Here is a 25,206-nt window from a genome sequence, read left to right on the forward strand (position 1 = left end):
ATGTTCAGGTTCCAAAAAGATCAAAAAATTGCCAATATTGCCGGCGTGAAAATTGGAGGAAATCCCGGTGAACTGCCCACAGCCCTTGCAGGCACAATATTCTATGAAGGACATGATATCGTGGGGGATGCGAATGAAGGGCTTTTTGATCGCAAAATAGCAGAGGACCTGCTCAATTCCCAGCGTGCATCATCTGATGAAACAGGTAATCCCTGTCTGGTGCACATATTCGGTAATACCGAACAAGCCCTACGCAACTATATTGACTTTGTCAGTGAGATCACGGATTCTCCTTTCCTTATCGATTCCCCGGACCCTCTGGCCCGGATGGCTGCGACAGAATACGTGAGCGAGATTGGCCTCGGGGACAGGGCAGTTTACAATTCCATTAATATGACCATCGGCGAAAAGGAGCGCCAGGTGCTAAAAGATTCAGATATAGATAGTTCCATAGTCCTGGGTTTCAATGCCATGGATTCAGGTTTTAAAGGCAGGATGCAACTTCTGGAGTCAGGTACCTCTTCAATGGACAAAGGCCTGATCGATATTGCTCTGGAATGCGGGATGTGTAATATACTGATTGATCCCGGAATTACTCCTATGGGCAATGGTTCCGGGGTCAGCCTGAGGATTACTCTGACAGCCAAGGCCAAATGGGGGTTGCCGGTAGGTTCGGGAATTCACAACGCCCCTTCTTCCTGGGAATGGCTCAGGGACAAAAAGAAACACGATCCACTTGTGTTTAAGATGTGTGATATCGCTTCTGCCGTAATGCAGCAGGCTGCAGCCGGTAATTTTGTACTTTATGGTCCCATTGAGAATGCACCCTATATCTTCCCGGTGGCTGCGATGTCAGATATCATGATCTATGAATCTGTCGAGGAATTTGAAATAGAACCTGCTTCTTCCCATCCATTTAACAGGTTAGTCTGATTATATTGTTTTATACATAAGTCAATGGTCGATACTAATGAAGTGATTCAGATGAGACAACTGAAAATTGACATTCATGATAGCCTTTTTGCGAAACTGGAATTGATGCCGGACAGTGACAATTTTATATGCAGTTTGCTCGAAGAAGCTCTTGATCCTGAAAAGACAATGGATGATTCAGGCTTGATGGCTCAAAAACTCATGTCAATTGAAAACAGATTGAAATCTATTGAGGACCACCTGGCAGGCACTTCCTCGCCCGATCCAGTCCGCCCTTTTCCTGTGCACGATACTGTATCTCCGGATGAAAAATCTGCAGTGGCTGCAAATCCTGCACCCGAAGAAGTTGCCAAACAGGAGGATGATCCGTTCTATAGTAAAATGAAAAGGATAAAGAATAATGAAAAAGTGATCTCTGTGGACGAAACACCTTCTCCTCTTAAACAGAGTATACTCCAGTACCTTCCCGATGGCATGATTATTAAAAAGCAAGTCCTTGTAAGCCTTCTTTCGGTCCGCTATCCAAAGGATGAAATTGAAAAAGATATCGAAGATATGATCGGGGAAGGTACCATCTCCCTTGCGGATAAAGAAGACGGCACCTGCATTCAACGTTGTTGATTTATTCCCTGATAGCGCCTTTGTTGGCAGAACTTACGGATTTCCTGTAACGGGCAAGATAGCCTTTCACCTCTTTTACTAGAGGTTTGAAATTTTCTTTTCTCTTCTGCATCTCTTCTTCATCGATGAGAAGTTCCAGTTTCCTTGCAGGGATATCGATCTCTATCATATCCCCTTCCTCGATTAGACCAATTGGTCCGCCTTCCATGGCTTCCGGGGAAATATGGCCTATACAGGGTCCCCTGGTTCCACCGGAGAATCTGCCATCTGTGATAAGGGCAACTGAATCGGCAAGTCCCATGCCTGCAATTGCCGAGGTTGGGGAGAGCATTTCCCTCATTCCCGGGCCGCCCTTGGGACCCTCATAACGGATTACCACAACATCTCCGGGTTTGATGTCATTATCAAGAATTGCATGCATGGCTTCTTCTTCGCTTTCAAAGACCCTTGCGGGCCCCTTATGCTGCATCATTGCAGGCTCAACAGCTGCCTGTTTGACCACTCCTCCTTCAGGTGCGAGGTTTCCTTTCAGTATCGCCAGGCCTCCTTCCTGATGGAGGGGTTTTTCAAGGGTCTGGATAATCTTCTTATTTATGGCAGGATTTATGATCACGTATTCGTCGATATTTTCTCCAACTGTTTTTCCGGTGACCGTTTTTTCACCCCGGTTGATTTTTGATCTCAATCTCTGCATTATTGCATGCACGCCACCAGCTCTTTCAAAGTCGATCATGTGATATTTGCCACCAGGTCTCAATCCGATGAGGTGAGGGATTGAACGGCCCAGGCGGTCAAATGTATCCAGAGGCAGTTCCATATCAAATGCGTGGGCAATAGCCGGCAGGTGCAGGGCTGTGTTGGTACTTCCACCCACCGCCATGTCTACCATGATCGCATTCTCGAAAGATTTCTGGCTGACCACCTTGCGTGCTGAGAGCCCTTCATCCACCAATGCCATGATACGTTCTCCGGATTCCTTGGCGATGTGGATCTTTTTGGCATCTACCGCATGGGCCGTGGCACAGCCGGGCAAACTCAGTCCCAGCGCTTCGGTCATACACGCCATTGTATTGGCGGTAAACATTCCGGCACATGATCCGGCACCTGCACATGATACATTTTCCAGTACCTTCAGTTGCTCGTCGGTGGCTTTGCCGGTGCGGTGTTCCCCGATCCCCTCGAATACGGAGACCAGGTCCCGTGGTTCATCTCCCGAAAAACCAGGTAGCATAGGTCCGCCGGTAACCACTATAGTCGGAATGTCCAGTCTGCCGGCAGCCATGAGATGTCCGGGTGTGATTTTGTCACATGATGTGATCATGACCATCCCGTCCAGGCGGTGGCCTTCGAGCATGAGCTCGATCGAATCCTCGATAACTTCCCTGCTGGGGAGGGAATATTTCATTCCTTCATGGCCCATGGCAATACCGTCACATATGCCTATAGTATTGAATTCAAAGGGTACCCCTCCGGCGTTGCGGATACCTGCCTTGACGGCTTCGGATACTTTATCAAGATGAATATGACCGGGAACAACTTCGGTCCAGGAATTGACTACCGCGATAAACGGTTTTTCCATTTCTGAATCGGTAACTCCGGTAGCTCTGAGGAGGGAACGGTTGGGTGCCCTCTCTGTCCCTTTTTTGATACTGTCACTTCTCATGTGGAAACCTCTGGGTAATTACTCCATGTTTATGAATCATTAAATATAAGTAAGCTTTCAGTTTGTCCTTATAGGAAGGTCCACGGTATCCATGAAAGTTGCAATCATAGACGGTTATGTTGACGAACCCGCATGTTTCGGCGTTCCCCCCTATATTTCTCCCTACATACGCTATATAGCGGGAGCCCTGGTAGAGTGTGGTATCGGTCGGGATGATATATCCTATTTCACTATAGACGGTATCAGGAACAGTAAAAGGGAAGACCTTGCCCCGCTTTCCCGATCTGATCTCGTGGTAATCCTGTCGGGAATGACCGTCCCCGGAAAGTACCTGCGCTCCTCACCCATCACCCTGAAAGAAATTGAATACCTTTGCAGGGCCACGTCGGGTGTGAAAGTGATCGGTGGGCCTATACGCCTGGGTTACAGCAGTGAAGGCGGCATGGCAGCGTCAACCCTTGAAATGGCTGATGAAGATGTATTTGTTGCACGGCAGGACATCGAGGCATTTGTGCATGATATAATTGGCCCCGGTCCCTGCATAGAGGATCCTGATAATGTTGAACACCGGATGCGTACGGTTGGGGAGATCGGCAGATGGGCTGACAGGGGTGCCTTTATAATCAGGCGACATCCGGATTTCCCGAATATAATGTGTGAGATGGAAACCTATCGCGGATGTGGCAGGGATACTCACTGTTCTTTCTGTACTGAATTTTTTTATGGTCCGTCAACCTATCGTCCCGTGGAGGACGTAGTTACCGAGGCCGGGAGTCTCTATAGGGAAGGTGCCCTGTATTTCCGCCTGGGTCGCCAACCTGATCTTTTCACCTATCATGCATTGGATTGTGGGGATTCTCTCCCAGGGCCAAACCCGCAGGCGCTTGAATCCCTGTATTCGGGGATTCGGAAAGTGGCTCCGGGTCTGGAGGTACTGCATATGGATAATGCCAATCCGGCAACTATAGCCACCTACCCGGATGAATGTAGTAAAATAATGAAGACCATTTTGAAATATCACACACCTGGGGATGTAGCAGCCATGGGTATGGAAAGTGCCGATCCTGCTGTAATCAGGGCCAACAATCTCAAAGCAATGCCAGATGATGTGTTTGAAGCTGTAAAATTGATGAATGAGATTGGAAGCATAAGGGGTGACAATGGTCTTTCACATCTGCTTCCCGGGCTTAATTTTGTCCACGGTCTGGCAGGAGAAACAAAAAAAACCTTCGGTTTGAATTATGATTTTCTGAAAAATATTCTGGATAATGATCTTTTGTTGCGCAGGATAAACATTCGCCAGGTTATGCCCTTTAGTGGTACTCCTGCAGCAGAACAGGCGTTGCCTCTGGCCAAAAACCGAAAAATTTTTTTGAAATACAAGGAACAGGTCCGCAAGGATATCGATTTGCCCATGTTGAGAAGGGTAGTGCCCCGGGGTACTATACTCAAGGATGTGCTTTGTGAGGTTTGGGGTGAGGGTTCTGTGGGTACCTTTGGCAGGCAGATGGGCTCCTATCCGATACTTATAGGTATCTCAGAAAAACTTCCTCTGGGCGAATTTGTTGATGTGAGGGTAACAGGTCACGGTTTCAGGTCCATTTCAGCAACAGTGGTTCGTGAATGACAAGTTTTATCATGAATAGTAAATTAATCGGAGCATGAGAAAACTCCTATTTATTATAGCAATTGCCGCAATTCTTCTCATAAGTGGCTGCTCGACCCCCGCTGAAGTTGCAGAGGAAGGGGACAATGTCACCGTGGATTATGTTGGTGAGCTTGAAAACGGTACAGTATTCGATACTTCCGTGGAAGAAGTTGCCCTGGAGGCGGGTATACACAACCCTGCCAGAACATATGAGCCCCTGGGTTTCACCCTGGGAGGAGAGGGAATGATCAAAGGCTTTGACAGCGCAGTGCAGGGAATGACTGTAGGGGGAGAAAAGACAGTTCAACTTTCCCCTGAACAAGCATATGGTTCCTACAAAGAAGAGCTTGTCAGGGCAGTACCCTTTGATGATTTACCCAATAAAACAACACCATACCAAATAGGAGACCGGCTTTCAACCGCTTATGGCCAGCAGGTATCAATTGTCGATGTTAATGACACCGCTGCAATGATTGATTTCAATCATCCTCTGGCCGGTGAAACACTGACGTTCAATATTACGCTGGTGTCCATAGAAGAATAAAAATAATTAAATGATTGAATATCCACTCAGGATACTCAATCTCTCTTTTTATTTAGCCATAATCAGGATTTAATATATTTTCCTGTATTATGGATCCACTTTTGATTGTCAGGTCCGGCCAGATCTTCACATTGGAATGAATAGTTGAATTATTCCCTATATGTACCCTGGGGCCGATTACTGTCCCGTTTTCCAGGCTGCAGTTTTGTCCAACCACCGTAGCGTTATCAATCACAGTACCCGATGTATTACAATTACTTCCTATGGTCACATCATTGAATATGTAGGATGAAAGAATCCTGCAGCCATCCTTGATGACACAGTTCGAACCAATTGTCGTATAGGGGCCGATCAGGACATTGTCACCTATTGTTGTGTTCTCACCGAGTACCACGGGCCCTACAACAGCTGTGTTGGAACCGATCACCACATTGTTGCCGATTTTGAGAGGTCCGTTGATACGGGAATCCTTGGTGTTGAAGTGACCTTCGATGGTTGTTCCAGGCATTGATTCAAGCATCCAGCGCTGTGCCTGGCGATAGGCTGCCGGATTGCCCACATCGGTCCAGTGCCCTCGCACAAGCAAACCATTGATTCTTCTGTCTTCTGCCATCAGTGATGGGAATAGGTCTTTGGCAAAATCATAGGGCTGGTTTTCCGGGATCCATTTGAAGATTTCCGGATCACACATGTATATACCCGTACTTGCAAGATTACTGAATATTTCACCAGGTCCTGGTTTTTCAAGGAATCGATTTATACGGTTGTTCACGTTCATATCCGCGATACCGAATTCCCTGGGGTCATCTATGGAGAGCAGACCGATTGTAATTATTGCGTCATTACTTTCATGGAACCTGTACATTGTACGGAGTTCAAGATCCATGACATGGTCCCCGCCAACTACCAGGAACGGTTCATCACAGAGGTACTTCTCGGCGTTCTTCACACCTCCTGCAGTACCCAGTTTTTTCTCCTCGTACACGTATTCCACATGGGCACCGAACATGCTGCCGTCACCCAGTTCCTCCCGGATCTTATCACCCATGTAACCCAGAGTGATTATAATCTCAGTGAATCCTTCTTTTGCAAGATGCTCCACAAGGTGTACTACTGAAGCTTTGTTGATGATAGGAATGTTTGGTTTTGGTCTGTCAAAAGTCAAAGGCCTAAGTCGGGTCCCCTTTCCTCCACACATAATACAGGCTTTCATGTATAGGAATGATATTTTTAATGGCTTAAAATTGTACCGATTTACATTTTCTTGATATCGTTTTCATTTTCCACTATGATCTCCTGATCACCCTTATATTCGTCCACCTCTCCCTTTATCCTTAATTTATCCCCGACAGCTATCCGTGAATCTATGTCCATTGCACCGTTATCTTCAGGTACAAATACAGTCAGCAAATCGGAATTATAATCTATCTGAAGAATCAGGTGATTTCCGTTGAATGTGGTTTCTTTACTATATAGGGTTCCTTCGATTGTCACAGTTTCCCCTACTTCTGTAGAATCTGTTAAGGGCTGTTCACCTGTTTTGTTAAAAGAGTTGGGAAAATAGGTGACATAAGCTACAGCCAGGGATAATATCGCCATTGTCAGCAAAATTGCAATTACCTTTTCTTCCTTTTCCATGCTTAATTTCCTATTATCTTACTATGTTCGACCAATGTGTGTGACCTAGAAATATTTTTGTATCGATAACTAGTCTTTTATGTGATAGAAGATAAAATTCCTTGTGATGGCAAATATTGGACGGATTCACTGGCTCAACGAGAAACCGATTGGAAGCGGAACATACGTACTCTACTGGATGCAATCTTCCCAGCGTGTGGATTATAATCATGCACTGGAATTTGCTATACAGCAGGCAAATAAAATGGATTTGCCTCTACTGGTTCTATTCTGCCTGACAAAATATCCGCAAGCCAACCTGCGTCATTATACATTCATGCTTGAAGGTTTGGTTCAAACAAAAAAATCCCTGGAAAAATTGGGTATACAATTTGTGATGTTAAAGGGAAACCCGGTTGATGTTGTCCATGAGTTTGCCCGGGATGCAAGCCTGTTGGTTACCGATCAGGATTACCAGAAATTACAGCGCGGTTGGCGTGAAAATCTTGCTGCATCGATTTCCTGTCCTTTTGCGCAGGTGGAAAGTAATGTTATAGTGCCGGTGGAAAATGTTTCCGATAAGGAGGAATGGTCGGCAGCCACCCTGCGCAGGAAAATCCATAAACATCTTGATGAATTCGTGCATCCCTTTGAATTATCTGCTTTGGCCAATTCTTCCCTGGAAATTGATCAGGATTCTCTGGATCTGAATGATTTTGAACAAATTCTGAATAGTATGGATATTGACAGGAGTGTAAAACCCTCTCCGAGATATAAAGGGGGTATTCATCAGGCCAGAGAAAAGCTGTCAGATTTTATTGCACACAGACTGGGAGATTATGATGAAAAACGTAATGATCCAAACCTCGATTTCCTTTCGGGAATGAGTCCCTATCTGCATTTCGGTCAAATTTCACCGCTTGAAATTGCACTAAAGGTCCAGGATGCTAAAAAGGGTGGATCAACCGCATATATGGAAGAACTTGTTGTTCGCAGGGAACTGGCAATGAATTTTGTGTATTATGATAAAGATTACGACTCCCTTGACTGCCTTCCTGATTGGGCAAAAAAGACTCTTGCAGAACACAGGGATGATTTCAGACAGTACATATATACTCAGGAAGAGTTTGAGCAGGCCCGAACTCATGATCCCTACTGGAATGCAGCCCAGAGAGAAATGGTCCTGACAGGAAAAATGCACGGTTACATGCGCATGTACTGGGGCAAGAAGATACTGGAATGGACAGATAGCCCCGAGCAAGCATATCAGATCGCCCTATACCTTAACAATAAATATGAGCTGGACGGCAGGGATCCTAACGGTTATGCGGGTATTGCCTGGTGTTTTGGCAAGCATGACCGGGCCTGGAAGGAACGTGATATTTTCGGGAAGGTGCGGTATATGAATGCCAACGGGCTAAAGCGGAAATTTGATGCTGGTGGTTACGTGGAAAAGATTACCCGTCTTGAAGAAAAGCTGGGTTATCTTACGGACAAATGATGTCGGGTTTGTTATAAAAATAAAAAACCGAGATGGAGGAAAAGCTTTTCATGGCCTTTCCCTTCTCCTCATTAATAATACTGTGGCAATCCCCAGAATCCCGACCACAAAGAGTGGATTGGCGGTTGGAATATTTATTTTTACATTATGATGGGGTGGAACCATAGGTTGAGTTTCCATGTAAATGCCTGCATCAAGAATGTATAATGAGTCCTTATTCATTATCCTTTATTTTTTCTGCAAGTTCCCTGCCAAGGTCGACAATCTTGTTGGTGTCTTCTTCAGTAGAGGGTCCTTTCACACCCAATGCTCCCACAAGCTCTATCTTTGTTGATCCCAGTACGTCCTGCACCTGTGACAGGGCGCCTCCTCCCCATCCGTAGGAGCTCAGGGCAGCTCCATATTTGAGAGGTGGACGGAGGATTTTGACAAGGTTTGCTGCATGCAGGGCAAGTGGATGCATGCCTCCAAGCACCGTGGGTGTGCCAAGCACTATTGCCCTGGAATCTACCAGATCCATGGCGATGTCACCGATATCCGCATTTTCCAGATTGTACAGGCATACATCAATACCTTCCGATTGGAGTATCTCTACCATTTGCATTATCATATCCTGTGTGGACTGCCACATGCTGACGTAAACAATAGTTGCTTTTTCTTTTGTTTTCCCTGAAGTCCAGTCAGAATATGCATCAAATATTTTCTCAGGATTTCTATATATGGGCCCATGGCTGGGTGCGATCATTGCGGGGGATAATCCCTGTGCTTTTTCCAGCCCTTTCTTTCCCATCTTTCTGAATGGCATCATGATTTCGCCGAAATATTTTTTTGCCAGGCTCATCAGGTCCTCTACATCCTCATCATACATTCCAAAAGCTGTATGTGCCCCAAAGAAATCACATGGGAAAAGTACCCGGTTCTCTTCCAGAAATGTGAACATGGTTTCGGGCCAGTGGAGCCACGGTGCACTTATGAAACGCAGCGTCCGATTGCCAAGATCTAAAGTGTCCCCTTCCTTTACCACCATTATTTGTTCCTGGAAAACACCGTAGTAAGTTTCTGCCATCTTTGCCCCTTTTTCTGTTGTTACCAGCATGGCTTCAGGTGCCTTTTCCATTATACGGGGTATGGAATGGGAATGGTCCGGTTCGGCATGGTTCATGATGACATAATCTATAGACTCTATATCATGGACCTGGCTGATCTTCTTCTCTAACTCTTTCTCAAATCCCGGATTGACGGAATCGATAAGGGCTGTTTTTGCATCACCTTTTACAAGATAAGCATTGTAGGAAGTTCCCTGCGGCAGGGGTATCAGTGCATCGAACATACGCCGGTCCCAGTCCTTTGCTCCCACCCAGTACACATTATCAGAGATCTCAGGCACAAAATATGTATTCATTATATACAACTCCTTTTTGAATTTGTACAAAATTTAAAAATAAAAAAAATAATTTATATTAATGTGAATGCCACATTTCATCCATCATTACCGATAGCATCCACCGGACATGTATCCACTGCCTCTTCACAGGCTTCCCTTTCACTGTCATTCTCAGGTTGTTTATATACATATGCAGTTGATTCGTCATCAGTCATCATGAAATTGTCCGGTGCATCGGATGTACAAAGACGACATGCTATACACTGGTTATCTACATAGTATGGTCCATCAACGTTTTGTGGAACTTTGTTTGCTTTGTCTGCCATGATATTACCCCCACTTAGAAATTAGTAATATACCCATGCTCAGTCTGCTTTTCTGATATATATGAATACTGGATGCTTATATGGAATCTGCAATACAATAGCAGTATCAATGAAACTGATTATATGTTGCAAAAATAAGTTTGTTAAGGGTCAGTCTATAGAATTAAGCCAGAAAAGATATCAAAATTATGGTGGACCGGTCGGGATTCGAACCCGAGGCCTCTACCATGCCAAGGTAGCGATCTTCCGAGCTGATCTACCGGCCCACATTTGCAATTCACAGTTGCAATCATTACTAATAAACCTATCGCCAATCTTGCTTCCCCTCACTATTATTTTCCTACCTTTAATACCGGTTTTGGATTTTCACGGGAAACACTTAAAATAACAAACAGCACATCTTTTTATAATTAGGATTGAGGAGTGGAAAAGATGCCCGAATTAGCAGTAGTATACCTGAGTACTCAGGGAAACACCAAAAAGATGGCTGAGGCCATAGCTGAAGGTGCCAGGACAAGACACGTTGAAGTAAAGATGGACAGTTAATGGGACCCTGCAGAAGCCGCTTCTGCCGATGCGATTGCTGTAGGTTCTTCCACATTCGACTATGCTATGCATCTGCCAATTTCAAAATTCATTGATAAAATGGTGCAAGCCGGAGTGGAGGGCAAAATAGGTGCTGCTCTTGGTTCTTATGGCTGGAGTGGGGAGGCCCCTGTCCATATAGCAAATAAACTACGTAAAGCAGGTATGGAAGTTATAGACCCTGTACTGAGAATCCAGTATGCTCCAAATGAAAAGGACCTTCTGGAATGCAACAGGCTTGGCAAAGACCTGGCTGGTAAAATGAAGCAGAAATAATTGAGAATAGATTTTAATCCGGGTAAGACAAGTTATGTTTTCCCCTTTCTTTTTATATCCAATTACCTTTTAGTATCAATCTTATAATTTTGCCAAAATATGCTAAAAGGGAGTCACCTAGCCGAAACCTTAAAGTATGAGGGTGTGTATTTGAGTGGTTGCGCGATGACAAATCGTGTTCCAATGGGCCCGTAGCTTAGCTTGGTGGAGCGCACGGCTGATAACCGTGAGGTCCTGCGTTCGAATCGCAGCGGGCCCACCATTATATCTGTTTTTGTAAAAAGTTTTCTTCTATTGAGTATCTTTTAGTGTCTGTACTTCCATAACTTTATATATGGAATGGATAATATAAATCTTAAGTACATATATGAAGATTATATACTCTGGTGAACGTCCCATTCAAATTATTTATCGGTGTTTCCATGGAAGAAGATGAACTATTTTCAATGACTGAAAATCAAAGAGAAATTGCAAAGTTGCTAAGAAGGCTGCACCTTTCAAAACCAATTGCAAGGACACTTGCCTGTCTTTCATGTGGTGAAGAGGTTTCCTCCCGGAAAATAGAATCAATGTCACAGTTAAGGCAACCTGAAGTGAGCATTGCTATGAATTTCCTCCTGAAGAAAAAGGGCTGGGTTGAATATGAGGAAATAAAACGCAATGAAGGAAAGGGGAGGCCTATCAAAGTCTATAAACTTGTAGTACCCATGGATTCCATTATTGAAAGTATAGAACATGAAATTCTTTCAGAGAACCAGATTCTGCTGGAAAATATAAATCGCCTTAAAGAATTCTCCTGATTGGCATTTCTTTTTTCATCTGATTCTTTATGAGTTTCCCTTTTTTGAAATACATATGAGATATCCGTCTCATCCTTTTGCCCTATTGGGGAGTGGTACATCATTATTGTCTGTTTCAGGCAATATATGTACCCTTTCGGGCTAATTTTATATATTGCTTTCTGAAGACCTCTTTTAATGAATGATTCGAAAAAACCCTCAGGTATTTTTATTTGCCATTGTGGGGGCAATATTTCAGACAATATTGATATTAAAAAGCTCAAGGATTCCTTTCCGGATTGTAAAGTATTTGATTATGAGTACCTGTGCTCCAATCGGGGTCAACAATACCTTAAGGACGAGATTGAAAATAGCGGTCTTGAAAGGGTAGTTGTGGGGGCATGTACGCCCGCCAAGCATGAAAACCTTTTCAAAAAATGTGCTTCCCAATGCGGAATAAATCAGGAATTTCTCAGAGTTGTCAACTTAAGGGAACAATGCTCCTGGGTGCATACCGATTCCGACAGGGCCACCCACAAAGCGTTTTCGATGCTCAATTCAAGCATGCTTCGCCTTTTTCGGGCACAGCCCGTTGAGCAGTACAGTTTGCCTATAAATCCTGATGCCCTGGTAATCGGTGGTGGGATTGCCGGTATTAATGCCGCCCTTAATCTTGCCAATAGTGGAGTGCACACTTATCTTGTGGAAAAAGAAACGACAATAGGTGGCAATGCCGCAAAGATTGGCAAGATATTTTCCCCGGAGAAACTGGTCGAGGAATGCGCCATGTGTTCTCTCAGTCCCCTGATGAATGAAGTTGCTTCTCATCCCAAAATAGAACTGCTAACTGATTGTGAGATCAGAAATATAGATTCAATTACCGGTAACTTTCAGGTAAGTATTACTCAGAATCCCCGGTATGTAACCGATAAATGTGTCTGTTGTGGTAAGTGTGCTGCAGTATGTCCTGTAGTTACAGAAAATGAATTCAACTGTGGTTCAAAGGACAAAAAAGCCGTATCAATAAAATTTGCCCAGGCAGTACCCCAGATATATTCCATCAATCCTGAACATTGCATAGAACTTAAGGGTGGCAGGTGTGGCAAGTGCAGGGAGGTTTGCAATGTAGATGCTATTGATTTCTCCCAACAGGACAAACATATCGAAATACAGGTGGGAGCCATTATTGCTGCGACCGGTTTTGGTGAATATGATCCTTCCTCCAAACCCCAATATGGTTACGGTCGCTTTCCCAACGTTCTAACCCAGATGGAACTTGCCCGGATACTTGGTGTAAATGGCCCTACTCAGGGTAAATTACTGCGCCCCTCTGATGCAAAAAGGCCGAAAAACGTTGTTATGATCCAGTGTGTGGGTTCCAGGGATGAGAAATCTTCGGGAAACCGTTACTGTTCCCGCTACTGTTGCATGGCAGCTCTTAAACATGCCAGTCTTATAAAGAAAAAATATCCGGATGTGAATGTCACCATCTGTTACATTGATATGCGTGCCTTTGGCCTGTATGAACACTACTACCGTGCCGTACAGGAAATGGCTGTCCAATTCGTGCGTGGTAGGCCTGCCGAGATTGCAGAACGAGATAATTCCGAGCTTGTGGTGAAGGTCGAGGATACCCTGAACCAGCAACTTATGGAATTGCCGGCTGATATGGTGGTACTCTCTGCTGCCATGGAGCCATCAGAAGGTACACAGCAGATTGCCCGGATAATGGATACCAATCTAAGTGAAGACGGTTTCATCAAGGAACGACATTCCAAGCTCAGGCCGGTCGACACTTCAAAGGAAGGCATATTTGTCTGTGGCAGTGCCCAGTCCCCCAAGGACATAACAGACTCAATAGCCCAAGCCGGGCTTGCTGCCTCCCGCGCTCATGCTTTCCTGGCGGCAGGTGAGATATATCTGGATCCGCATATTGCAGTTGCAGACCCTGATGTGTGCACTTTATGCGGCAAGTGTGTAACATGTCCCTTTGGGGCCATTTCCATAGAGGATAAGGTAAAAATCGATCCGCTCGTGTGTAATGGATGTGGCTATTGCACCTCCCTCTGTGATGAAGATGCGATCCATATCAGGGGCTACAGCAGGGAAGAACTGGTAGCCGAGATAGAAGGTCTGGCTCAAGCAGGGGATACCATTGTCTTTGCCAGCTGCAACATCGCATATTCAACCATTGATAATATAGGAAGTAGTGCGCAGGATTATCCTGCTTCTACAAAGATCATAAGGGTGCCGACAACTACCATTGTGACAGCGGAAATGCTTGATATGGCATTCAATAGGGGTGTTTTTCATGTTGTTTTTGTGGAAGAACCACCGGATAACCAGATTGGTGAAATAATCTATCCACTGGCTGAGGCACGGTTTTTTGAATTAAAAGCAGAATATGGTGATCGATTGCATCTCAAGAAGGCTTATATTCCTCATGCAAAGGGACTCAGTGATATGTTCTCTTCCCTGGAAGAGGTGGAAGAATGAATGAAAATCATGACACTCCGGAATGTGGATCTCTTGTAGAAACCGTCAAGAAAAGCCTCCGGACCTCGGATTCTATCGGTATCGAGCGCTGTATGCAGTGTGGTGCCTGTACTTCTTCGTGCCCGGCGGCACGATACAGTGATTACAATCCCCGCAATGTAATGAAAAGGGTCAAAGAGAACGATTGGAGTGTAATTGAAGACAAGACAATATGGAATTGCTTCTATTGCTATACATGTAACCTGCGCTGCCCGCGTAACAACAGTCCTTCCCAGATTGTGCAGGTATTGCGTCAGATGGCAATTAACAAAGGTATTGGTATTGAGAGATTGAGTGTGCTTTTTGAATATCCCGAATCTTTCGCCAGGTTGGGTATCAGCCAGATACCTGCACCCTATATCGGACAGATGGAGGAGGACCTGGGTAAACACTGGCAGCATTTCAGGGACAATCTGGAGGATATCCGGGAGGAACTCGGCCTGGGTCCCCTGGCCATAGAAGACGAAAGGGGCGAGATCAAAGCGCTACTTAAGGGTATCGGGTTTGAGGATCGTTTTGTCAGGCTTAAGGAGATGGCTGCAGAAGAAGGTGAGGATGAATGAAGGAACTTGCGGATGTACCTGTAAAAGGATTATTGCTGTTTAAATCCTGTCTGGTTAGTTCGGAGTATCCAGGCATTGAAAGTTCCACTAAATACGCATTTGACAGACTTGGAGTGGATTATCTTGTCAGCGGGGAGCAGTCCTGTTGTACCGGTCTGGGACATTATTTTGACCTGTTTGACCAGATGACCACCACCGCGATTGCAGCCCGCAATTTTGCTGTGGCCAAAAAGGAAGGTTACACCAATATCACAACAATGTGTGCCACATGCTATGCCATCAATAAGAAATCCTGCTCCCTGCTCAATAATAACAGGCAGGTCATCAGCCTTGTCAATGACAACGTGGAGGCTGCAGGGCTTGATGACCTGAAATATGAAGCGGACAGTTTCGATGAAGTTGGAAACTTCTATCATGTGGTGGAAGTGCTGGCAAAGAATGCCAATCGAATCGGGGAATTATCAATCATTGATTTTGCCGGTGTGAAGATGGCTGCCCATCATGCCTGTCATTACTACAAGATCGATTATGAGGACGTTGCCGGCAATCCGGAACATCCGGAGCTTATCGATCATATTGCAAAGGCCTGCGGTGGAGATGTGGTGGAATGGTATGAGGACAGGACACTGACATGCGGTGCGGGATTTTCCCAGCGTTATGTCAATCGTGAAATGTCCCTGAAAGCCACTCATGCCAAGCTGGAAAGCCTGAAAAGGGCAGATGTGCAACTTGTACTCCATATGTGTCCCAACTGTCAGGTACAGTATGACCGTTACCAGCCTGTTATAGAAAAGGAGTTTGGAGAGGAGTACGATATGGTGCATATGAACATTGCCCAATTCACTGCTCTTGCACTGGGTGGTGACCCTTGGAAGATTTGCGGTTTCCAGACACATTCTGTTGACCTGACTGATTTTCTGAAGACCCTCTGAGTATTGGAAAAGATTATGGTACATAAAATCTATACAGGGTAAAAACGTATTTTCCCCAAGAATCTCACAGGTGTTTATTTTGAGTACTATCAGCGAGAAGATATTCAGCCGGGCAGCCGGCAAAGAGGCAAAGGCCAATGATTTTGTGATAGCTGATATTGATTATGCAATGGCCCACGACGGTACCAGCATTCTGGCAGTCCGTTCTTTCCGCCAGATGGAAGTTGAAAAAGTGTGGGATCCTTCACGTATAGTGATTCCCTTTGATCATCTGGCACCAGCGAATTCCGATACTACGGCTGGTCTGCAGAAGGACATCAGGGGCTGGGTACGTCAGCAGGGCATACGCAATTTCTATGATATTGGTAACGGCATCTGCCATCAGGTGTTACCTGAGAAGGGTTTTGCAATGCCGGGTAAGTTGATCGTGGGTGCCGATTCTCATTCCTGTACATATGGTGCTTTCGGTGCCTTCGGTACCGGTGTAGGAGCAACGGATATGGCCGAAATATTCGCATCCGGCAAACTCTGGTTCCGTGTCCCTGAATCTATCAGGATTACAGCGGAGGGAAAACTGGATGACAGGGTTTGTGCCAAGGATCTCACCCTCAAGATCATCGGGGAGGTGACCGCATCAGGGGCGACCTACAAAGCGGTTGAATTCTATGGTGATGCCATAGAGAATCTTTCCATGGCAGGCAGGATGACCCTTTCCAACATGGCTATCGAAATGGGTGCCAAGGCGGGTATAGTACCTCCTGATGCCACGACCTTTGAATACCTGAAAAACCGGGCAGTCAGTGATTATGAACCTGTTTATTCGGACGGGGATGCAGATTACGTAGCCGAATATCACATCGATGTGAACTCCCTTGAACCGCAGGTTGCCTGTCCCCATGAGGTGGACAATGTTTGCGGTGTGTCCGGGATTGCAGGTAAAAAACTCGATCAGGCATTTATCGGTACCTGTACCAATGGCCGGCTGGAGGATCTCGAAGCTGCGGCAGAAGTCCTGAAAGGGAATGAGGTTGCCGTAAGGACGATTATAATACCGGCTTCCAGGCAGATTATGAAGGAAGCCGCAAGCAAAGGCTTAATAGAGATTTTCCTCGATGCTGGCGCTACTATGGGTACTCCCGGATGCGGTCCATGTCTGGGTGGTCATATGGGGGTTATTGGTGAGGGTGAAGTATGTATTTCCACTGCAAACCGTAACTTCCGGGGGCGTATGGGTACAGGTGGCTATATCTATCTTGCTTCTCCGGCAACGGTTGCTGCTTCGGCTATAAAAGGTGAGATTACCGATCCGCGTAATGTATGAGATGGTACAATGGAAGAAATAAACAGGGATAAACTGAAACATTTGCTTGGACACTGGATAGAACACAACGAAAACCATTGTGAAAGTTTTGAAAACTGGATTCCCCAGCTTGAGGACGCAGGGTTCCAGCAGGCTGCAGAATACGTTTCTGCTGCCTCTTCTGAAATGGAACAATCAACAGATATGTTGAGAAAAGCACTGGAATCCCTTGAATAATTTCAAGGGATTACCATTACCGCAGTTTTTGCATGTCTTAGGACCTTTTCAGAAACGCTTCCCATAAGATAGCGCTCCAGGCCTGTGCGTCCCAGTGAGCCCATAACTATTATGTCTATTTCATTTTCTTTTGCAAAATCCAGTATTTCCTCCGCGGGATTACCTGTCAAAAGAGCTGTATCAACAGCTACTCCCTGGGGATCTCCCAGTTCTTCCACATACTGAAGGGCTTCCTGTCCTTCTCTTTTTATGTCTTCGTGGGGGATGTCAAAATTTGTGATTCTTGCTCCATAAGGAAGGGTTTTTGATGAAAGTTCTTTCATTACGTGTACTGCAAATACTCTTGCACCATAGATTTTTGCCAGGCTTATTCCTTCGGATGCCGCCTTTTTGGAGTGTTCTGAGCCATCTGTTGCAATTAAAATCTTTTTTACATTATTCATTAAATTCCCCATTACATAATAATGAAGGTAGATTATATTAACATTTGGAAGGCTCCTCATTCATATATCTTCGAATAAAGGTACGTTCCAAGCACATAACCCAGCAATGCTACTACCAGTGTACCGGGTGCATAAATAGGAATATTTCCGCCTGCCATGTAAAAAATCAGGTTAACTGTGGCAACATATATTATTACTGTAGTGATTAACACTATCATCTGGAATATCCCTTTTTCAGGTGGCATGATTGTTCACTATATTAATATTTGAAATCTGCCTATTCATTATTTGCGGTGCTGTCTGCTTATAGGCTTTCCCTGCAGAGGCGATTAACACCGTTACGGACTTTTACCCATTCAGATTACAGTACTTCTAATATTCTTGTTACAGTAGCCGTACTTAATTTGATTTATATAGGGCTGGTATCCAATATCAGTACTGTAATAATATTGCAACAGGCGATTGTCATGAAAGAAAGAGTACTGATACTTGGAGCCGGCTATGCGGGTGCGGTGATTGCAAACACACTGGCCCGTGAGTTCAGGCGCAAAATTGCAAAGGGTGAACTTGAAATTACAGTGCTTGACAAAAACGATATGGGGGTCAATCAGGGTGGTTTTACTTTTCTGCCCTTTGGTTTATACACCCCTGAGGACCTGGTCAGGCCGAGGAAAGAATCGTTGAGTCCCAGGATTAAGAGTCGTTTTGGGGATCAGGGTGAAGTCACGGGTATTGACCTGAACAGGCAGCAGGTAACTGTCAAATCCGGTAAAAATTATTCATATGATCATCTTGTGATTGCAATGGGGGCAAGATCGGATGCTTCCGGTGTGCCGGGTCTTGAAGATGATCTCAATACATTCTATACATCTATGGACGATGCCCTGGAAGTAGGGGAACTTATCCGCAATTTCAAAGGTGGCAGAATAGTGGTTTCGGTTTCCAGAATGCCTATACCCTGCCCGGGTGCCCCTGTGAAATTCTCCTTTTTGCTGGAGAGTTACCTGAGGGATATACGTAATATCAGGGATGATGTGCAGCTGACGCTTCTCTGGCCTATGGAACCAATAGGTCCGCCGGAGTTTAATAAACTGGTTACCGGTCGTCTTGAAGAAAAAGGAATTGAGGCCATCAGGCAGTTCCAGCTTGGCAAGGTTGATGCTTCAAACAAGATGGTTGAATCTACCGACGGCAGGCAGGAAAACTATGACCTGCTTATCACAGTTCCTCCACATAAGCCACAAAAGGCTGTACTGGATTCGGGTCTTACAGATGAGAAAGGGTGGATTGACGCGGATAAAACAACCTTGCAATATCGGGGTCCGCTCGGGGATAAGGATAATGTGTACATTGTGGGGGACAATGGTCCGGCCGACATCCTGAAAACAGGAATCGGTGCGCACTATCAGGCACAGGTGGTATCCCACAATCTGATCAATACGATCAATGGCAACAATATCAAATCGAAGTACAAGGGTGAGACCGGCTGCCCGATAATTACGGATATGGCCTCTGATGCTCATACCGGTAGAGCATACATTGCTACCTGGAGTTACAAGAACCCGCCCCAGTCGTTCGATACCACTCAGCTTGGCTGGTATCTGTACCGGATGTATTACTACCTGCACTGGGATATGAGTATAAAGGCATTGATGTGAGGTGATTGGTATGGCTGAAGATATAAAGAATGTTAATATAGGAATGACACAGGCAGACATCGACGCCTTCGTGGATATTGTCAGGACTGCCCGTATCATGCAGAGTTACCTTAATGATGAAACGGTCCACGGCGTTGCAAATGTGATGACACCCATGCTAAAACTGCTCAACGGAGTTGCCAGTACAGATCTTGTGGATGTACTGGAAAGGAGTATGCAGGATCCCGGTCTGGACAAGGCTTTGATGAACCCTCCTAAGGTTGGTATGTATGGTGCACTTCGTGAGATGGGAGATGAGGATTTCCAGAAAGGGTTGGGGATAGCCATTGAATTCCTGAAAGCCCTTGGCAGGGCTTCGGAGGATATAGGGGAATAATTTTCCGCTCTTTCCCGTTTTCCTCCTTTCTTTTTTCACTTCAATTCTGTTTTTCCACCACAACCTTTATGCTTGCTGCCTTCCTAATTTATTTTAAGGTGTTTTATGCGTTTAACCGAAGACAGGGACATCGGTCGTGTGGCCTGTTGCAAGGAGGCCATCGATGCTTCCAGGGCAATCTATGACAGTTTCTCACTGCTGGACTATTTCCATGACTGCGAATTTGCAATGCATTCCCGCCGGTTTGCCTGGGGAGAGGCTGTGGCTTATGTATATGAGGCCAGGGATGCTATCTATATATTGCTTCTTTTTTCCCGCCAGCAGAAAAGGGGGCACGGTCACAGATTGGTTAATTGCATCATTGGGCATGCCCGCTATAAGGGATACAGCCGTGTTTATGTGACTACCTCTTATAGATCTCCACACCACTACGCTGCCGGCAGGTTCTATGTTTCATGTGGTTTCCGTATGATCGGCTCGGATGAGGAACATATGTATTATGGACTGGATGTAAATACAGCTCATGTGTCTGATTGCACGAATGATTATGCCAATCCTCCTGAATTGTTGTACAGATTGTCAGACTACTTTTTGATATTGATTGCACTGTTGGTTGTATTCTTGAAACCCCAACGAGATGAGCCACAGGTTGTGAAGATGTTGAGGAAAATTATTTCTGAAAAAGAAAAAAGTCAGTGAATTGATCAGGTGGTGAGCCTGTTATAGAGCATGGGAAGTCTTTCAGGAAGGGTAGTTGCATTATCAATAATGGTATAACCCACATCGGAAAATATCGAATGCATATAATCGCTTGCTTTTGAATCAACGGTTATACAGAAAAAGTGCATTCCAAGGGCTTTTCCTTCCTGAATTGCCATTTTTGTATCTTCAATTGCAACTTCATTCTCGTATTTCCCGTCTGCAATCCCAAAATCATAGGGTTCACCGTCGGATAATAATACCAAAAGTTTAATTTTTGCATCAATTTCTTTCAGTTTAGTTATGGAATGTCTGATTACAGGACCCAGACGGGTGTTATCTGCGGGTTCCAGTGCATCGATTTTGCATTCAACATTTTCTGAAAAAACTTCCCCGAAATCTTTTATGGTATAGTATTCCACATCATTTCTGGTATCGCCGGAAAAAGCATAGATCGCATATTTATCCCCGATGCTTTCCAGGGCCTCTGTCATCAGGACAAGTGCCTCCTTTTCTACATCCAGTATGCTTTTGCTATTATCCAGTTTTTTTCTGGTGGATGCACTTATGTCAACAAGAAAAAGTGTGGCAACATCCCTCTCACGTTTGTCCCGGCGTATATAGAGGCGTTCTGTGGGATTTATACCACATTTTCTGTCCGTGAAAGCTTCGACAATCGCATCGAAATCGATTTCATCCCCATCGCTTTGTCTTCTTAACTTACGAAATGAAACCGGTTTCATCATCCTGAATATACGTTTTATGAGTGAAATTTCATGGATGTAGTTCTGTAGGGTGTCCCGGTAAAAATCGGTGGATTTACCAGTCGGACAGACTTCATATACGGTACTCCATCCGGATTTATAATCCCTCAACCTGCTATCCCATTCATCGTAGGTAAAACTGCTAAGTACCTCCCAGTTTTTTGCCAGGGCACACTTTGGTCCTGCCTGAATGTTTTCCTGTATGATCTCATTTTCAGCAAGCTCCCATTCTGTCAGAGGTATAAAGCGTTCTAATGCTTTTCCTGCATTTCCCTCAGTCTCATTTTCAGAATGTAGTCCGGGACCGACACCCCGGTACTCAAGGTTTTGTATGCTGGTATACTGCCTGGGATTTTCAGGAAGGATACTCTTTTCAAGCATTTCGTATATTTCAAATGTAACTTCCAGAGAGTCAATGGTTAAAGATTGAGGCTGGAATATTTTCAAATCCAGGAGGACCCTGGCTTTTTCCAGAAGATCTTTGGTGACTTCATCAATTACCAATGGTGGCTCCTGGTCCACAGATAATAAAAGAAGGGCTTCCATGAATATTCCAGTCCGGTTTTGTGGTACTTTCCTGTTTCTTACCATCTTTTCCCTGACTCTTTCAAAATCCCGGCGCAAACCCCTGTAAACCCTGGTTATCATATACTCGATTCTGGCATCCTCTACAATTCCCATGATATCTGCTGCAAGAGATGGTTGCGGAAACAGGCTGATTATATCTTTAAGACTAACCGTGTTATCTTTGTCATCTCCAGAAGCAACAATTTTTTCCAGGTGTGTAGAATTAATATTTGTTGATGTTTTGTTTAATAATGGTAGAAATGATTTTGTTGCATATCCTGTAGTGCCAAATTTCTGGTGCCCTACTTCATGCATTACACTTAGTTTGTAGATCATGAAATTATCTTCAAAATCCCCGTATCCTTTCATTGTTGGTACAAGGTAGATGGTTTTCCCGGAAACTACTGGTTGTATGGAATCTACATGGTCTTCTGGCAGGAGATTTCTGGAGCGAATGTTAAAATTTATTCCTGAGATACCTAATGCATAATATGTCAGGATATTGTTAACTCTTTTAAGAGCAACTCCGCTCATCAAATATTCTATGAATTCTCTGGATTTTTTTGATTTAAGGGAGAAATACAATCTTGCTCCTGCAGAATTATTTTCAAAAATTTCAAGACCTTTCATTGCCCATTCTTCAAGTTCGGTTATTTCCAGGTCCTGGAGCAGGATGGCAGAATTGCGGAAATACTGTATTGCTATTTCCCGGTCTTTTTCAAATAATTTGATGCCGGTGTTAACCCAGGTTTTTAGTTCTTCAGGATGAATGCTCAGCAGGATTTCCTGGAGTTTTGAAAAATAAATTCCTGCAAGCAATTGCTCTTTTTTCAGCAGGGATTGTGCATTATTAAAGATCAAATCATAGAATAGAGGATTTATTCTTTTTAGGGTGGTAAAGGAGTTATTGTAATATTCTCTGCAGTAAAAAGTACTCCCCTCTGCTATTTTTTCACCGGTGTTTGCCCATTTTGTAAATTCATCCTTTGGAAGTTCTGTGATTACAGGAGGAGATTTTTCAAAATAGCTTTGCACACACCTGTGATTTGTAAGTGCAAGTTTGAAACCCCTTTCAAACAAACATTTCCTCTGTTTTCTGCTGGTTTTTCCTATGTGATTTGCAAGCCCATTGAATGTTCCCTCAAAGAATAATTCTACAGCTTCTGGCCGGGTGGAAAAAAGTTCGCTGCCTCTTTCAACCCAATCCAGTATCTCATCCAGATCCAAATCATTTAGTAATCTGGATGTCCTTTGAATGAATATTATTGCAACATCTTCTTCCTTTTCGGCCAGTTTTAATGCTGTAGTTTCCCATCTTTCAAACCCTGTTTTATCAAGACTGCCTGCTTTATCAAGACTGGCCATTGCAAGAGGAGCATCAGTAAAGAAGACGAGGGATGTGCGGGGATATTTGGCAGCGAACTTCTGGGTTGTGATAAGCAGTTTAAGACGTTGCCAGGAAGGAATTACAGGGAAAACAATTTTTGTTTTTCGGGTAAATTCAATAGCACATTTTATTTCTTTTTCAGCCAGGATATTTATCACTGATTGCCATAAATGAAAAACTTCCTCATCCATCAGGGGTATTAATTCTGTTTTTGTTTTCTCGTATGTATTTGCAACCCTCTTGTTCCTGATTGCAGGACTTTTCTTATCTGCAGGCAACAGACCCTCACTCCACAATAGCGGTTATTATTTCATCAATGCTTTTCTGGAGCTCGTAATCATCAGTTATGGGTTTGATCATTGCCGCCCTGCAAGCCTCTTTTTGGTCAATGCCAGAACGGATAAGCATACCTGCATAGATTAACAGGCGTGTACTTACTCCCTCTTCAAGCCCATGTTGCTTGAAGTTCCTGATTTTCTGGCCGATATCCACAAGAGTCCGGGCGTCTTCCATATCAATTCCGCTCTCATGTGCCACAATTTCATATTCTGTGTCTGCAGGCGGGTAATCGAAGTCTATGGCAACGAATCTCTGGCGGGTGCTCTGTTTGAGGTCTTTCAAGACACTCTGGTAGCCAGGGTTGTAGGAAATAGTTAACATGAACTCTGGAGGAGCATGAAGTATTATCCCCAGTTTATCTATTGGCATTACCCGCCTGTCGTCAGTAAGGGGATGTATCACAACCCTTGTGTCCATCCTGGCTTCCACGAATTCATCCAGGTAACAGATGGCACCGTTTTTGACAGCTTTTGTGAGGGGGCCGTCGTTCCACTGGGTAGATTCGTTTTTTATGAGGAATCGCCCGATAAGATCACTGGCTGTAAGGTCTTCATGGCAGGCTATCGTTATAAGAGGACGTTCTAATTTGTACGCCATGTATTCCATAAAACGGGTTTTCCCGCAACCTGTAGGTCCTTTCAGGTTGACGGGCAGATTGTTTTCAAAAGCAGCGGTGAAAATTTCAACTTCATCTTTTACCGGGACGTAATAGGGCTTTTCTCTGATGACGTATTCTTCAACAGGCTGCTCCTGGTAACTTATCGCTTTCATCGTGTCCATGTTTATGTCTGTATTCTCATTTATATGTAGGTAGTGGGAAGTTGAGTATGTTTATTTTATAAAATTTGAATTATTTATTCCAGTACCTATCCTGATAAATCCTATATTGATGCATTATCAGATAGAAATTTAGGAATTCACATTAAAAAGAGACGAATGTTATTCTCTTGTCAATGATTCAATTAACTTCCTGTGACGGGGAAATCTTTCCAGCAGTTCGTCTTTCTTATGCAGTGTGAAATCCTCAAATTCAAAACCCGGTGCAACCGTACATCCAACCAGTGAATAGTCGTCTTTGGTATTATCACACACTGTTGCACCAAAGGCTGAACCTGCAGGTACAACACCCTGGGGCACCTCACCGTTTAATATGTTGTTTCCCAGATGAATCGATTCATAAACATCACCCGGATGTAGCATATGTATGTCAACGGGTGCCCCGCTGTAAAAATGCCAGATTTCTTCCTGCTTTATTGTGTGAAGTGCTGAGAATTCGCCTTGCTTTAATAAAAAGTAAATCGCCGTGGAAAACGCATGGTTTATGGTAAATCTTTCTGGTAAAAATTTGTGTTTGATCGTTTCCTCGGATCTGTATGTTTCTTTAAAATACCCGCCTTCGGGGTGCTTGCTCATATCAAGATATTCTATAATTTCATCAGCTTTGGTCATGGTTATTTCCTTTTTTACTGCAATAGTCCTTCCATGTATACCTTATATTACTATTACATTATTATTTGGACATACCAAAG

General features: G+C 44.3%; 27 protein-coding genes and 2 tRNA genes. 17 read left to right on the forward strand and 12 right to left on the reverse strand.

The genetic code is table 11. From position 1 onward, the window contains the following. Together mtrH and MMAH_RS01995 are read left to right on the forward strand one after the other, a co-directional pair. A complete protein-coding gene (mtrH, locus tag MMAH_RS01990; RefSeq protein ID WP_013036878.1) occupies positions 1-933 on the forward strand; it encodes a tetrahydromethanopterin S-methyltransferase subunit H in 933 nt (310 codons plus the stop codon). 51 nt (positions 934-984) lie between these two features. Then, positions 985-1,554 carry a hypothetical protein gene (locus MMAH_RS01995; protein ID WP_157198677.1) on the forward strand — a complete coding sequence of 190 codons (570 nt, stop codon included), beginning with the start codon at positions 985-987 and terminating at the stop codon, positions 1,552-1,554. 1 nt (position 1,555) lies between these two features. On the opposite strand, the gene ilvD is transcribed toward MMAH_RS01995, so the two are convergent. Continuing rightward, complete coding sequence (gene ilvD / locus MMAH_RS02000; protein ID WP_013036880.1) at positions 1,556-3,217, reverse strand: dihydroxy-acid dehydratase; 1,662 nt, start codon at positions 3,215-3,217, stop codon at positions 1,556-1,558. 91 nt (positions 3,218-3,308) lie between these two features. On the opposite strand from ilvD, the gene MMAH_RS02005 reads away from it, so the two are divergent. Next, the gene (locus MMAH_RS02005; protein WP_013036881.1) at positions 3,309-4,844 is read left to right on the forward strand and encodes a radical SAM protein; all 1,536 of its coding nucleotides are present in this window, start codon (positions 3,309-3,311) and stop codon (positions 4,842-4,844) included. Between the two features lie 34 nt (positions 4,845-4,878). Next, positions 4,879-5,409: an FKBP-type peptidyl-prolyl cis-trans isomerase gene (locus tag MMAH_RS02010; protein ID WP_013036882.1), complete on the forward strand. Its 531-nt coding sequence runs from the start codon at positions 4,879-4,881 to the stop codon at positions 5,407-5,409. Between the two features lie 52 nt (positions 5,410-5,461). Here the strand turns inward: MMAH_RS02010 and MMAH_RS02015 are convergent, their stop codons facing one another. Together MMAH_RS02015 and MMAH_RS02020 are read right to left on the reverse strand one after the other, a co-directional pair. Then, positions 5,462-6,622, reverse strand: a complete 1,161-nt coding sequence (locus tag MMAH_RS02015) for a sugar phosphate nucleotidyltransferase (protein WP_013036883.1) — start codon at positions 6,620-6,622, stop codon at positions 5,462-5,464. Positions 6,623-6,663: 41 nt separating this feature from the next. Beyond that, positions 6,664-7,047, reverse strand: coding sequence for a PolC-type DNA polymerase III family protein (locus tag MMAH_RS02020; protein WP_013036884.1), 384 nt, complete (start codon positions 7,045-7,047; stop codon positions 6,664-6,666). 106 nt (positions 7,048-7,153) lie between these two features. Here MMAH_RS02020 and phrB point away from each other — a divergent pair, with 106 nt between their 5' ends. Next, positions 7,154-8,527: a deoxyribodipyrimidine photo-lyase gene (gene phrB / locus MMAH_RS02025; RefSeq protein ID WP_013036885.1), complete on the forward strand. Its 1,374-nt coding sequence runs from the start codon at positions 7,154-7,156 to the stop codon at positions 8,525-8,527. 48 nt (positions 8,528-8,575) lie between these two features. Here the strand turns inward: phrB and MMAH_RS10820 are convergent, their stop codons facing one another. The 4 genes from MMAH_RS10820 to MMAH_RS02040 all read right to left on the reverse strand — a co-directional run bounded on the left by MMAH_RS10820 (position 8,576) and on the right by MMAH_RS02040 (position 10,503). Next, a complete protein-coding gene (locus tag MMAH_RS10820; protein ID WP_083774821.1) occupies positions 8,576-8,749 on the reverse strand; it encodes a VPXXXP-CTERM sorting domain-containing protein in 174 nt (57 codons plus the stop codon). Next, positions 8,742-9,929 (reverse strand): FprA family A-type flavoprotein, encoded by a 1,188-nt coding sequence (locus MMAH_RS02030; RefSeq protein WP_013036886.1) that lies wholly within the window; start codon positions 9,927-9,929, stop codon positions 8,742-8,744. The genes MMAH_RS10820 and MMAH_RS02030 overlap by 8 nt, the downstream gene beginning before the upstream one ends. A 77-nt stretch (positions 9,930-10,006) precedes the next feature. Next, entirely contained in the window at positions 10,007-10,237 is a 231-nt protein-coding gene (locus tag MMAH_RS02035) for a ferredoxin (protein ID WP_013036887.1), read from the reverse strand. Positions 10,238-10,426: 189 nt separating this feature from the next. Continuing rightward, positions 10,427-10,503, reverse strand: a tRNA-Ala gene (locus tag MMAH_RS02040). A 166-nt stretch (positions 10,504-10,669) separates the two neighbouring features. Between MMAH_RS02040 and MMAH_RS10805 the strand changes: the two genes are divergently transcribed. From MMAH_RS10805 to MMAH_RS02080, 9 genes are all read left to right on the forward strand, one after another. Further along, entirely contained in the window at positions 10,670-10,783 is a 114-nt protein-coding gene (locus tag MMAH_RS10805) for a flavodoxin domain-containing protein (RefSeq protein ID WP_342626787.1), read from the forward strand. 99 nt (positions 10,784-10,882) lie between these two features. Continuing rightward, the gene (locus tag MMAH_RS10650) at positions 10,883-11,098 is read left to right on the forward strand and encodes a flavodoxin domain-containing protein (protein ID WP_245526241.1); all 216 of its coding nucleotides are present in this window, start codon (positions 10,883-10,885) and stop codon (positions 11,096-11,098) included. Positions 11,099-11,283: 185 nt separating this feature from the next. Continuing rightward, positions 11,284-11,360 (forward strand) — tRNA-Ile (locus MMAH_RS02050). Positions 11,361-11,520: 160 nt separating this feature from the next. Next, a complete protein-coding gene (locus MMAH_RS02055; RefSeq protein ID WP_013036888.1) occupies positions 11,521-11,898 on the forward strand; it encodes a transcriptional regulator in 378 nt (125 codons plus the stop codon). Positions 11,899-12,075: 177 nt separating this feature from the next. Beyond that, the gene (gene hdrA / locus MMAH_RS02060; RefSeq protein WP_013036889.1) at positions 12,076-14,373 is read left to right on the forward strand and encodes a ferredoxin:CoB-CoM heterodisulfide reductase subunit HdrA; all 2,298 of its coding nucleotides are present in this window, start codon (positions 12,076-12,078) and stop codon (positions 14,371-14,373) included. Beyond that, on the forward strand, positions 14,370-14,975 hold the full coding sequence (gene hdrC, locus MMAH_RS02065) for a ferredoxin:CoB-CoM heterodisulfide reductase subunit HdrC (protein WP_013036890.1): 606 nt from the start codon (positions 14,370-14,372) through the stop codon (positions 14,973-14,975). Before hdrA ends, hdrC begins: the two co-directional genes overlap by 4 nt. Continuing rightward, entirely contained in the window at positions 14,972-15,907 is a 936-nt protein-coding gene (hdrB, locus tag MMAH_RS02070; protein WP_013036891.1) for a ferredoxin:CoB-CoM heterodisulfide reductase subunit HdrB, read from the forward strand. Before hdrC ends, hdrB begins: the two co-directional genes overlap by 4 nt. 88 nt (positions 15,908-15,995) lie before the next feature. Beyond that, a complete protein-coding gene (locus tag MMAH_RS02075; protein WP_245526277.1) occupies positions 15,996-17,228 on the forward strand; it encodes a 3-isopropylmalate dehydratase large subunit in 1,233 nt (410 codons plus the stop codon). A gap of 9 nt (positions 17,229-17,237) precedes the next feature. Continuing rightward, positions 17,238-17,444 (forward strand): hypothetical protein, encoded by a 207-nt coding sequence (locus tag MMAH_RS02080; RefSeq protein WP_013036893.1) that lies wholly within the window; start codon positions 17,238-17,240, stop codon positions 17,442-17,444. Between the two features lie 2 nt (positions 17,445-17,446). Here MMAH_RS02080 and MMAH_RS02085 read toward each other — a convergent pair whose 3' ends face one another. Both MMAH_RS02085 and MMAH_RS02090 read right to left on the reverse strand, forming a co-directional pair. Then, positions 17,447-17,887: a universal stress protein gene (locus MMAH_RS02085; RefSeq protein ID WP_048902078.1), complete on the reverse strand. Its 441-nt coding sequence runs from the start codon at positions 17,885-17,887 to the stop codon at positions 17,447-17,449. Between the two features lie 56 nt (positions 17,888-17,943). After that, complete coding sequence (locus MMAH_RS02090; RefSeq protein WP_048902079.1) at positions 17,944-18,132, reverse strand: hypothetical protein; 189 nt, start codon at positions 18,130-18,132, stop codon at positions 17,944-17,946. A gap of 222 nt (positions 18,133-18,354) precedes the next feature. On the opposite strand from MMAH_RS02090, the gene MMAH_RS02095 reads away from it, so the two are divergent. The 3 genes from MMAH_RS02095 (at position 18,355) to MMAH_RS02105 (ending at position 20,620) form a co-directional block, all read left to right on the forward strand. Next, complete coding sequence (locus tag MMAH_RS02095; protein WP_013036896.1) at positions 18,355-19,545, forward strand: NAD(P)/FAD-dependent oxidoreductase; 1,191 nt, start codon at positions 18,355-18,357, stop codon at positions 19,543-19,545. Between the two features lie 10 nt (positions 19,546-19,555). Next, positions 19,556-19,921 carry a DUF1641 domain-containing protein gene (locus MMAH_RS02100; protein ID WP_013036897.1) on the forward strand — a complete coding sequence of 122 codons (366 nt, stop codon included), beginning with the start codon at positions 19,556-19,558 and terminating at the stop codon, positions 19,919-19,921. 105 nt (positions 19,922-20,026) lie between these two features. After that, positions 20,027-20,620, forward strand: coding sequence for a GNAT family N-acetyltransferase (locus tag MMAH_RS02105; protein ID WP_013036898.1), 594 nt, complete (start codon positions 20,027-20,029; stop codon positions 20,618-20,620). Positions 20,621-20,625: 5 nt separating this feature from the next. On the opposite strand, the gene MMAH_RS02110 is transcribed toward MMAH_RS02105, so the two are convergent. From MMAH_RS02110 to MMAH_RS02120, 3 genes are all read right to left on the reverse strand, one after another. Continuing rightward, positions 20,626-23,616, reverse strand: coding sequence for a nitric oxide reductase activation protein NorD (locus MMAH_RS02110; protein ID WP_013036899.1), 2,991 nt, complete (start codon positions 23,614-23,616; stop codon positions 20,626-20,628). A 7-nt stretch (positions 23,617-23,623) separates the two neighbouring features. After that, positions 23,624-24,457: a CbbQ/NirQ/NorQ/GpvN family protein gene (locus MMAH_RS02115; protein ID WP_048902080.1), complete on the reverse strand. Its 834-nt coding sequence runs from the start codon at positions 24,455-24,457 to the stop codon at positions 23,624-23,626. 159 nt (positions 24,458-24,616) lie between these two features. Further along, positions 24,617-25,126 (reverse strand): cupin domain-containing protein, encoded by a 510-nt coding sequence (locus MMAH_RS02120; protein WP_013036901.1) that lies wholly within the window; start codon positions 25,124-25,126, stop codon positions 24,617-24,619. Between the last annotated feature and the right edge of the window lie 80 nt (positions 25,127-25,206).

This window comes from Methanohalophilus mahii DSM 5219, assembly GCF_000025865.1.
Taxonomy (GTDB): Archaea; Halobacteriota; Methanosarcinia; order Methanosarcinales; family Methanosarcinaceae; genus Methanohalophilus; species Methanohalophilus mahii.